Source organism: Shewanella zhangzhouensis, assembly GCF_019457615.1.
Lineage (GTDB): Bacteria > Pseudomonadota > Gammaproteobacteria > Enterobacterales > Shewanellaceae > Shewanella > Shewanella zhangzhouensis.
In genome coordinates this window covers 1,303,227-1,314,245 of sequence record NZ_CP080414.1, presented here as the reverse complement: position 1 = coordinate 1,314,245, position 11,019 = coordinate 1,303,227, and the positions used below count along the sequence as shown (strand labels likewise).

The window sequence follows — 11,019 nt, the reverse complement described above, 5'->3', positions numbered from 1 at the left end:
GGGCTTTTAATATGGCGCGCATGGAAGGAGTCGAACCTCCGACCGCCTGGTTCGTAGCCAGGTACTCTATCCAGCTGAGCTACATGCGCAAATTTTGTGACTCTTAAGGGCAAGCTTAAAGAGTATAGTAAAGAATGGCGGAGAAGGAGGGATTCGAACCCTCGATGGGAGATAAAGCCCATACTCCCTTAGCAGGGGAGCGCCTTCGGCCACTCGGCCACCTCTCCGCGAATTTGGCGCGCATGGAAGGAGTCGAACCTCCGACCGCCTGGTTCGTAGCCAGGTACTCTATCCAGCTGAGCTACATGCGCATTGAATTCGTTCAATCTTTAAAGACTTTTGGCGCGCATGGAAGGAGTCGAACCTCCGACCGCCTGGTTCGTAGCCAGGTACTCTATCCAGCTGAGCTACATGCGCGTTTCAAAAAGTCTGCTGCAGTAATCTGATATCTGAGAGTGGCGCGCATGGAAGGAGTCGAACCTCCGACCGCCTGGTTCGTAGCCAGGTACTCTATCCAGCTGAGCTACATGCGCGTTGAAACTATCAGATAAACAGAAGAAAGAAGTGGCGCGCATGGAAGGAGTCGAACCTCCGACCGCCTGGTTCGTAGCCAGGTACTCTATCCAGCTGAGCTACATGCGCGAATTGTTTTCTTTACTGCTAAAAGCGATAAAAGCTGGCGCGCATGGAAGGAGTCGAACCTCCGACCGCCTGGTTCGTAGCCAGGTACTCTATCCAGCTGAGCTACATGCGCACACTTTTATCGCTTTAAGAAAATGGCGGAGAAGGAGGGATTCGAACCCTCGATGGGAGATAAAGCCCATACTCCCTTAGCAGGGGAGCGCCTTCGGCCACTCGGCCACCTCTCCGTCTTTTCTTGGCGCACATATTACTGTTTGAAGAAAATAAGTCAAACCCTTTTTCCCAAAGCAGATCTGATTGCCCTGTTTTTAATCACATGCTTGAAACCCAAGCACAATCAGCCTTTGCGCGCCGTCACAAGTTGTCGTCCTTAAGTTACAGGCAATAAAAAAGCCAGCCCTTGGCTGACTCTTCTACTGTCCGTCCTGGACGCCCCTGCTGGAGCCGTAAAACAGGCTCAGTAGTTACCGCCCTCGGGCGAACCTGTTTTTTCAGATTGAATACGCTGGTAGATCTCTTCGCGGTGAACAGACACTTCTTTAGGTGCATTCACACCGATGCGCACCTGATTTCCCTTTACACCCAGCACTGTCACCGTGACTTCGTCACCGATCATCAGTGTTTCGCCAACACGACGTGTCAAAATCAGCATTCGCTTGCTCCTTTAGTCCCATTCCATACGCCAGGACAGACACCTGGACGTCACATTATTATAAAGTCAGCTTAGTACAAATTATAGTATTGAATACCAAAACGCTTGGATATTCATACTTTATTGAGGTCGAACGCTCTGTGCAAACTTCTGACGGCATGCTGCAGATGCACCTCATCAATTACCACCGACAGTTTGATTTCTGATGTCGAGAGTAACTTAACACGAATGTTTTGTGCTTCCAAAAGCTCGGTGACACGCGCCCCCACCTCAGCCATGACAGCTTTACCTGTGCTGACGAGGGACACCTTGGCCAGTGGCGACTCATGACGGACTTCCGCCAGAGGCTGCTCAAGCGCCAACCTGTCTATCAGGGTCAGCACTCTATCGAGTGCACCCTGCGCCAGGGTAAATGCCAGCGCTTTTTCGTCCGCCAACTGCACCACAAGATCAGTATCCACCGAAGCGTTTGCAAGCGCCTGAAACAGTGCCACTTCCGCCTGCGGCTGATCCACCAGGCCAGCAACTGACACCAGGCCTTGTCCGCGGGTAACGGCAATGCCCACTATGCCCGAGCCGGAGTGTTCAGGCTCATCGAAGCGGATCAGGGTGCCACTGCCGGACTCGAAACTCGACAACACCCTCAACACAACACCATGACGGCGGGCACAGGCAACGCTGTCCGGGTGCAATACCTTGGCCCCCTGCCGTGCCATTTCATACATGGCTTCGAAACTGATGCTATCGAGTTTCTGGGCATCGGGGTCTATGTTGGGATCTGTGGTAAAGACACCGGTCACATCAGTAAATATTTGGCACTCAGCGGCATCAAGCGCGGCGGCAATGGCAACGGCAGTGGTATCTGAGCCGCCACGCCCAAGGGTTGTCACATCGCCCTGCTCGTTGACCCCCTGAAACCCGGCGATAACGGGTACAGCGCCGTCGTCCAGCAACTGCATCAACAACCCTGTATCAACGGACTCAATACTGGCTCTGCCAAACTGGCTGTTGGTGCGCACCTTGACCTGGCTACCCAGCAAAGATCTGGCATTAACGCCCCGTCTTGCCAGTGCTATGGACATTAAAGCAATACTGACCTGCTCACCGGCGCTCACCAGCATGTCCAATTCCCGGGCGGGTGCCAGAGGGTCTATGTTGGCGGCCATGGCATAAAGCCTGTTGGTTTCTCCGGCCATAGCTGAGAGCACCAACACCTGTCTCTCACCTTCAAAATGCGCCTTGGCGATGGCATCTGCCACCGCCTCAATGCGTTCGAAGGTACCCACAGAGGTGCCTCCGAACTTCTTTACATAAATTTTTGTCACAAACAGCCTGCTACTACTCAGACCCGTCCGTTGTTACAGACGCTCATTAAGCCAAGGCACAACACTGGCCAGGGCACCGTCGAGCTTGGCAGGTTCGCTGCCACCAGCCTGGGCCATATCAGGGCGACCACCGCCCTTCCCGCCCACCTGAGCAGCCACCATGGCAACCAGTTCACCGGCCTTCACTTTGCCGGTCAGATCCTGGGTCACACCGGCAATCAGGTTCACCTTGTCACCACTGCCAATGGCCAGTAACACAACGCCTGACTTGAGCTTCTGCTTGAGTTCATCCTGCAAACCGCGCAGTGCGCCGGCTTCCACGCCTTCAAGACGCTTAACCAGCACCTTAACGCCATTGATATCCAGGGCGTCACCGGCAAGGTCGGCACTGGCAGCCGCGGCCAGTTTGTCTTTCAACTGGGCGTTCTCTTTCTCAAGCTGACGGGCTTTGTCGAGTTGGGCCTTAAGCTTGGCGACCACAGAGGCAACGTCGCCTTTAAGCAGTGCGGCGGCTTCTTCAAGCTCGGCCTGCTGCTGAGCAACATAGGCCATGGCGGCTGCACCAGTCACGGCTTCGATACGACGGATACCTGCGGCGATACCGCCTTCAGAAGTGATCTTAAAGAGACCAATATCGCCGGTACGGCCCACGTGGGTACCACCGCAAAGCTCGATGGAGAAGTCCCCCATGGTCACAACGCGCACCTTGGAATCGTACTTTTCACCAAAGAGTGCCATGGCGCCTTTTGCCTTGGCTTCTTCGATATCCATCTCGGCGAAATTCAGTTCGTGGTTACGACGAATCTGGGTATTCACCAGATCTTCAACCGCCTTAAGCTCTTCGCGCTTAACGCCTTCGAAGTGGGAGAAATCGAAACGCAGACGCTCAGGGTCAACCAGAGAGCCTTTCTGGGTCACGTGAGTCCCCAGCACCTGACGCAGCGCAGCGTGCAGCAGGTGAGTTACTGAGTGGTTAAGTTCAGTGCGATGACGCAGCTTCTTATCCACCATGGCTTTGAGGCTGTCACCAACCTTGATGCTGCCGCTGGCGAGTTGGCCCTTATGACCAATGCCCTGACCGAACTTTTGGGTATCGGCAACGACGAATTCAACACCTTCGGCCAGCAGCTGACCTTTGTCACCAACCTGACCACCGGACTCGGCATAGAATGGGGTGTTGTCAAGTACGACAACCAGATCGGCGCCCGCTTCTGCCGCATCGACAGATTCACCATCACGGTAAAGCGCAACGACTTTACTCTCGCCAGCAAGCTCGGTGTAACCACAAAAATCGGTGGCCGTATCGATTTTCAGCGCGGCGTTATAGTCGGCACTGAACTGACCTGCGGCCTGGGCGCGGCTGCGCTGCTCGGCCATGGCGGCATTAAAGCCTTCTTCGTCGACTTTAAGGTTACGCTCACGGCACACGTCGGCGGTTAAATCTACCGGGAAGCCGTAGGTATCATAGAGTTTAAATACGGTTTCGCCGTCCAAGGTATCACCCTTGAGGTCGGCCAGCGCGGCATCAAGCATGCCAAGACCACGCTCCAGAGTCCGGGCGAACTGCTCTTCTTCGGCTTTGAGGGCCTTTTCCACAATGGTCTGGGTGGCCTTAAGTTCCTTGGCAGCATCCCCCATAGCCTCTATCAGTGTAGGCACCAGTTTGTAGAAGAAGGTGTCGGTAGCGCCCAGTTTGTTACCGTGGCGCACAGCGCGGCGGATAATGCGACGCAGCACATAGCCGCGGCCTTCGTTGGATGGCATCACGCCATCGGCAACCAGGAAGGCACAGGAGCGGATGTGGTCAGCGATAACGCGAAGGGATTTATTTTCCAAGTCGGTCACACCGATGATTTCGGCGGTCTTGGCTATCAGTTTCTGGAAAATATCGATTTCGTAGTTGGAGTGAACGCCCTGCATGATGGCAGAGATACGCTCAATACCCATACCTGTATCCACCGCAGGCTTGGGCAGCGGGTCCAGCGTACCGTCGGACTGACGGTTGTACTGCATAAATACGATGTTCCAGATCTCGATAAAGCGGTCACCGTCTTCTTCCGGACTGCCGGGACGGCCACCCCAAATGTGCTCGCCGTGATCGTAGAAGATTTCGGTACAAGGTCCGCAAGGACCGGTATCGCCCATCTGCCAGAAATTGTCTGATGCGAATGGCGCCCCCTTGTTATCACCGATGCGAATGATGTTTTCAGCAGGAACACCGATTTGCTTGTTCCAGATCTCAAAGGCTTCGTCGTCGGTGTGATACACAGTGACGCACAGCTTCTCTTTAGGCAGTTTCAGGGTACCGGTGAGGAATTCCCAGGCAAAGCGGATGGCATCTTCTTTGAAGTAATCGCCAAAGCTGAAGTTACCCAGCATTTCGAAGAAGGTGTGGTGACGGGCGGTGTAACCCACGTTGTCCAGGTCGTTATGCTTGCCACCGGCACGTACGCAGCGCTGCGCAGTCGCGGCCCGTACGTAGCTGCGCTTCTCCATACCGAGGAAACAGTCTTTGAACTGGTTCATACCGGCGTTGGTGAACAGCAGTGTTGGATCATTACCGGGAACCAGAGAGCTGCTGTCTACTACCTGGTGACCCTGCTGCCTGAAATACTCGAGAAAAGCACTGCGAAGCGCGGCTGTGGTTTGATACATGAAAACGTCCTGAGTTGGATAAGCCTGATACGACAAGCCGCAGCCACTTCCACGGGCTGCCGACAAAAATTTGGGGCTCATTATAACCTCAAGACTTTCGAAGAAGATAGCGCACAGGCCGCGAAATCCGAGGCAAACAAAGGACAGAGCCACTGTGAAAAATGGCCAGAGTGAAGCGAGAGGCAAATATAAAAAGACCGCAACAGTTGCGGTCTTCATTCCATATCGTAAGGGTCAAAATCCAGAGCGTGGGCAATCTCATCAAAACTGAATCCTTGTCCGGCGAGATAGCGTATGCGCTTTGCCCTGTCTTTGGCATCGGCAGGTTTGGTTGCGCCAAATTTTTTCAGCGCCTTCGCCCGTGCCTGGGCGTACCAATCCACTTCGCAGCCTTCCAGATTGCTTTGAATAACCTCTTTATCCAATCCCTTGGCTATCATGGCCTGACGCGCTCTGGCGGCGCCGTGGCCCTTCAGTACCGATGAGCGAACGACTGATTCTCCATAGCGACTGTCGTTCAGATAACCTTTGGCTTCACACTCATCCAGTACCCGCTCAATCTCAAGGGCATCGTGTCCCTTGGCGAGCAATTTAAGCTTGAGCTCATTGCGGCTGTGATCACGCCTGGCAAGTGATGCCAGCGCGTGATTCATCAGTTCCTGACTCAGAACACTTCTCCGGTTTCGAAGTCGATGTTTTCATCGCCTTCTACTTCATCGGCACTACCGGAAGATGAGCTGTGTGACAGCAGCATTTCACGCAGTGTTTTTTCAATTTCGGCTGCAATTTCAGTATTTTCAGCCAGGAACTTGGTGGCGTTGGCACGGCCCTGACCGATCTTGTCGCCCTTGTAGCTGTACCATGCACCGGACTTTTCAATCAGCTTGTGCAGTACACCCAGGTCTACCAACTCGCCGGTACGGTTAATGCCCTGACCATAGAGGATTTGGAAATCGGCCTGGCGGAAAGGCGCGGCAATCTTGTTTTTAACCACTTTCACGCGGGTTTCGTTACCCACCACTTCGTCGCCTTCTTTGATGGCGCCGGTGCGGCGGATATCCAAACGCACGGATGCGTAGAATTTCAGAGCGTTACCACCTGTGGTGGTTTCAGGGTTACCGAACATCACACCAATTTTCATACGGATTTGGTTGATGAAAATCAGCAAAGTATTGGACTGCTTGAGGTTACCAGCAAGCTTACGCATGGCCTGGCTCATCATTCGGGCCGCAAGACCTACGTGAGAGTCACCGATTTCACCTTCGATTTCGGCCTTGGGAACCAGCGCCGCTACCGAGTCCACAATGATTACGTCAACGGCGCCACTGCGGGTCAGAGCATCACAGATTTCCAGCGCCTGTTCACCGGTGTCTGGCTGAGAGCACAGCAGGTTATCAATATCTACACCCAGCTTACGGGCATATACAGGGTCGAGGGCGTGTTCGGCATCGATAAAGGCGCACACTTTGCCTTCACGCTGAGCCGCAGCAATCACTTCGAGGGTCAGAGTCGTTTTACCTGATGATTCAGGACCATAGATTTCTACGATACGGCCCATTGGCAGACCGCCTGCACCAAGAGCCACGTCCAGAGACAGCGAGCCGGTGGAGATGGTTTCCACGTCCATGGAGCGGTCTTCGCCCAGCTTCATGATGGAGCCTTTACCAAATTGTTTTTCAATTTGGCCAAGAACGGCGGCAAGTGCTTTCTCTTTATTTGGATCGATTTTCATTGTTCCCTCTCACACACAGCAAGCGCTGTGAAGACGCAACGGTTAATGCGGTTCAGGCAAAAGCCCTGTGTATTTGTACATATTGAAAGCTAGTATACTGTACAATCATACAGTATCAACCCCTGTATGAAATAATTTTCAACAGCATCGAAATAGGCTCTTTCATCGCCTTGAATTGAAAAGGATCACTTTGTCGAAAAACTTGGTAGACTGGGCGCCCATAGGCTCTACCCCGGTCCTGTACAGGCTTTGACCTGACAAGTCCCATCGCAATTACAGAGTGGCAATGAACAGCACAGACCTGCTTGATCTCGAAAAACACACTCCCATGATGCGTCAATACCTGACCATGAAGGCAGCACACCCGGATATGCTGCTGTTCTATCGCATGGGTGACTTTTATGAACTCTTTTATGACGATGCCAAGCGTGCCTCAGAAATGCTGGCCATCTCGCTGACCGCGCGTGGCAAGAGTGGCGGGGATCCTATTCCCATGGCGGGGATCCCTTATCATGCGGTAGAGGGGTATCTCGCCAAGCTGGTGCAACTTGGGCAATCGGTTGCCATTTGTGAGCAAATTGGCGATCCGGCCACCTCAAAAGGTCCGGTAGAGAGAAAAGTCGTTCGTGTAGTCACGCCGGGAACCCTTACCGATGAAGCCCTGCTGCAGGAACGGCAGGACAACCTGCTGGCGGCGGTTTATCAAGGCAAGGTGGGTTATGGTTTTGCCACTTTGGATGTGGCATCCGGCCGTTTTGTGATTGCAGAATTGCCAAGCCGTGAAGCGCTGGAGGCAGAGCTGCAGCGCACCAGTCCGGCAGAGCTGTTATATAGTGAAGACTTCGCCGATATGGGGATGATTAACCATATAAAGGGAAAGCGGCGCCGCCCCGAGTGGGAGTTTGACTACGATACCTGTATCAAGTTGCTGCTTGAGCAGTTCGGTACCCGCGATCTGCGTGGCTTTGGCATTGCCGATGCGCGTCTGTCGCTGCAGGCCGCAGGCTGTCTGATGCAATATGTGAAAGATACCCAGCGCACCGCCCTACCCCATATCAATTCCATCGTGCGCTTCAATCAGGGTGACAGCATCATTCTGGATGCCGCCACCCGTCGCAATCTGGAGCTCACTGTCAGCCTGTCGGGCTCCCGCGAAAACACCCTTGCCAGCGTGCTGGATAACACCGTCACCGCCATGGGTAGCCGTATGCTGCAGCGCTGGATACATCAGCCACTGCGCTGTCACGATACCATTCGCGGTCGCCAGCAGGCAGTGCAGGAATTGTTGGAGACAGGCCTTTACGAGGACCTTCGCGCAGAGCTTAAAGCCCTTGGCGATATAGAGCGTATTCTGGCGCGTCTGGCGCTACGAAGCGCCCGCCCAAGGGACTTTGCCCGGTTAAGGGATGCCCTCGGCATTCTGCCGCTTATCCGCGAGCGCGTACAACGCTGTGAGTCGCGCCATCTTAAGTCACTCAATATTCTTCTTGGTGACTTCCCCGAAGAGTATGAGCTGCTTTGCCGTGCCATAGTCGACAACCCACCAGTCCTTATTCGTGATGGCGGCGTCATACGCGAAGGCTACCACAGCGAGCTCGATGAATGGCGCAAGCTCAGCGATGGTGGCATCGATTATCTGGAGCAGATGGAGCAGCGTGAAAAAGAGCGCACCGGTATCGCCACACTCAAAGTCGGCTATAACCGGGTACATGGCTACTACATTGAGGTCAGCCGCGCTCAATCGGCATTGGTGCCCATTGCCTATCAGCGCCGTCAGACCCTTAAAAATACAGAGCGCTATATCACCCCTGAGCTTAAAGAATACGAAGAGAAAGTATTGTCCAGCCAGGGCAAGGCGCTGGCGCTTGAAAAGCAGCTGTGGGAAGATCTGTTTGATTTGATATTGCCCAAGCTTCAGGAATTGCAGGACTTTGCCCGCGCCGCCTCTGAACTCGACGTGCTGGCAAACTTTGCCGATAGGGCCGATCTCTTCAACTATCACTGCCCTGAGCTAAGCGACATTACGGGCATTTTAATTGAAGCAGGCCGTCACCCCGTGGTTGAGCGAGTCAGCCAAAGCCCCTTCATCCCTAACCCAGTGGAACTGTCCAATCAACGCCGTATGTTGATTGTGACTGGCCCAAACATGGGCGGTAAATCGACCTATATGCGGCAGGTTGCGCTTATTACACTGATGGCCCATATCGGCAGTTTTGTGCCCGCAGAGCGCGCCCTGATTGGCCCGGTTGACAGAATATTTACCCGCATCGGTGCCAGTGATGACCTCGCTTCCGGCCGCTCAACCTTTATGGTGGAAATGACCGAAACCGCCAACATTTTGCACAATGCGACAGCCAACAGCTTGGTGTTAATGGATGAAATTGGCCGTGGCACCTCGACCTACGATGGTATGTCACTGGCCTGGTCGGCGGCGGAATATCTGGCACAGAAACTCGGTGCCATGACCTTGTTTGCAACCCACTATTTTGAGCTGACCCAGCTGCCAGAAATGCTCCCCGGGGTTCACAATGTGCATCTGGATGCCATTGAGCATGATGATACTATTGCCTTTATGCACGCAGTACAGGAAGGCGCAGCCAGTAAGAGTTATGGTTTGCAGGTGGCCGCACTTGCAGGGGTTCCAGCCAACGTCATCAAGGCAGCCAAACACAAGCTGCATCAGCTGGAAAGTCGCGATCACGGGGTCGATATGAGCAAGCAGCAAGCGTTGCCATTGACTATGACACCTGAGCCTTCTGCTGCAGAGCTTCGTCTTAAGGCAATAGATCCAAACGATTTAAGTCCGCGTCAAGCGCTGGAACTCCTGTTCGAGTTAAAACGTTTAGTCTGAAAGCCAAGCATTAGCTGACGCGAGCTGAATATTTTCGACTGTGAGGCAAAGGGCAGTAATGCTCAGGACGCGAAACCATAAAACAAAAACGCCTCATTCATTGAGGCGTTTTTTATTGCCAGTATCTTTTAGGTTCTGAACAGGGCTTCCACCGACAGCCCCTGAGCACTCAAAATGTCTCTTAAACGCTTAAGCGCTTCTACCTGAATTTGCCTTACACGCTCACGGGTCAGACCGATTTCGGCACCCACATCTTCCAGAGTTGATGGCTCATAACCGAGCAGACCAAAACGACGTGCCAACACTTCCCGCTGCTTGGTGTTGAGCTCATTGAGCCAATTCACCACCGAATTTGAAATGTCCTCGTCCTGCACCTTATAGTCTGGGCCAACAGAGTCATCATCGGGTAATACATCCAACAGCGCCTTATCGTTGTCACCACCCAGGGGCACATCCACAGAAGTAATTTTTTCGTTGAGCTTGAGCATACGGCTCACTTCAACGCTGGGGAGGTTCAGTTTGGCCGCAATTTCCTCAGCGGTAGGCTCATGATCGAGCTTATGCGCCAATTCACGGGCGGTTCTCAGATACACATTGAGTTCTTTAACCACGTGAATGGGCAAACGAATGGTGCGGGTTTGATTCATGATGGCCCGTTCAATGGTCTGGCGTATCCACCAAGTGGCATAGGTCGAGAAACGGAATCCACGCTCAGGATCAAACTTTTCAACGGCCCGGATAAGGCCAAGGTTACCTTCTTCAATTAGGTCGAGCAGAGCAAGTCCACGATTGTTGTAGCGACGCGCTATTTTCACTACCAGCCGCAGGTTGCTTTCGATCATGCGATTACGTGACTTTTCACAGCCGCGCAATGCTTTGCGGGAATAATAAACTTCTTCTTCTGCAGTCAGCAGAGGGGAAAAACCAATTTCACTCAAATAGAGTTGAGTAGCATCAAGGTTACGTTGTAAATCGTCCTGAACCTGCTGTTCCAGCTCCAGGTCTTGAACCAGACTGACTTCTTCACCGTCCATATTGGTGTCGCAATCTGCTTCTTTTCCGGAAAAATCTACAAGCTTTTCGGCAACAAGCGTATTGTTTTTCAAGCTCATAATATTGTCTCCCAAACCCAAAATTTGTTTATGACTTTAAATCACTTTTT

7 protein-coding genes and 8 tRNA genes are annotated in these 11,019 nt (G+C 53.1%); 1 reads left to right on the top strand and 14 read right to left on the bottom strand.

Annotated features, from left to right (window positions below; genetic code table 11):
- Positions 1–12: 12 nt before the first annotated feature.
- The 13 genes from K0H63_RS05710 to recA form a co-directional block, all read right to left on the bottom strand.
- Positions 13–89, bottom strand: a tRNA-Arg gene (locus tag K0H63_RS05710).
- 46 nt (positions 90–135) lie between these two features.
- Positions 136–227 (bottom strand) — tRNA-Ser (locus K0H63_RS05705).
- Between the two features lie 7 nt (positions 228–234).
- Positions 235–311: transfer RNA gene (locus tag K0H63_RS05700), tRNA-Arg, on the bottom strand.
- Between the two features lie 29 nt (positions 312–340).
- Positions 341–417, bottom strand: a tRNA-Arg gene (locus K0H63_RS05695).
- 39 nt (positions 418–456) lie between these two features.
- A tRNA-Arg gene (locus K0H63_RS05690) sits at positions 457–533 on the bottom strand.
- A gap of 32 nt (positions 534–565) precedes the next feature.
- Positions 566–642 (bottom strand) — tRNA-Arg (locus tag K0H63_RS05685).
- A gap of 35 nt (positions 643–677) precedes the next feature.
- A tRNA-Arg gene (locus K0H63_RS05680) sits at positions 678–754 on the bottom strand.
- A gap of 23 nt (positions 755–777) precedes the next feature.
- Positions 778–869: transfer RNA gene (locus K0H63_RS05675), tRNA-Ser, on the bottom strand.
- Between the two features lie 230 nt (positions 870–1,099).
- Positions 1,100–1,294 carry a carbon storage regulator CsrA gene (csrA, locus tag K0H63_RS05670; RefSeq protein WP_011759166.1) on the bottom strand — a complete coding sequence of 65 codons (195 nt, stop codon included), beginning with the start codon at positions 1,292–1,294 and terminating at the stop codon, positions 1,100–1,102.
- A gap of 113 nt (positions 1,295–1,407) precedes the next feature.
- Positions 1,408–2,619, bottom strand: a complete 1,212-nt coding sequence (locus tag K0H63_RS05665) for an aspartate kinase (RefSeq protein WP_220067100.1) — start codon at positions 2,617–2,619, stop codon at positions 1,408–1,410.
- Between the two features lie 33 nt (positions 2,620–2,652).
- Positions 2,653–5,274, bottom strand: a complete 2,622-nt coding sequence (alaS, locus tag K0H63_RS05660) for an alanine--tRNA ligase (protein ID WP_220067099.1) — start codon at positions 5,272–5,274, stop codon at positions 2,653–2,655.
- A gap of 215 nt (positions 5,275–5,489) precedes the next feature.
- Positions 5,490–5,927 carry a regulatory protein RecX gene (locus K0H63_RS05655; RefSeq protein WP_220067098.1) on the bottom strand — a complete coding sequence of 146 codons (438 nt, stop codon included), beginning with the start codon at positions 5,925–5,927 and terminating at the stop codon, positions 5,490–5,492.
- Between the two features lie 11 nt (positions 5,928–5,938).
- Complete coding sequence (recA, locus tag K0H63_RS05650; protein ID WP_011759162.1) at positions 5,939–7,006, bottom strand: recombinase RecA; 1,068 nt, start codon at positions 7,004–7,006, stop codon at positions 5,939–5,941.
- 286 nt (positions 7,007–7,292) lie between these two features.
- Between recA and mutS the strand changes: the two genes are divergently transcribed.
- Positions 7,293–9,857, top strand: coding sequence for a DNA mismatch repair protein MutS (mutS, locus tag K0H63_RS05645; protein ID WP_220067097.1), 2,565 nt, complete (start codon positions 7,293–7,295; stop codon positions 9,855–9,857).
- A 128-nt stretch (positions 9,858–9,985) separates the two neighbouring features.
- On the opposite strand, the gene rpoS is transcribed toward mutS, so the two are convergent.
- Positions 9,986–10,969 (bottom strand): RNA polymerase sigma factor RpoS, encoded by a 984-nt coding sequence (gene rpoS, locus K0H63_RS05640; protein WP_220067096.1) that lies wholly within the window; start codon positions 10,967–10,969, stop codon positions 9,986–9,988.
- Positions 10,970–11,019 lie beyond the last annotated feature (50 nt).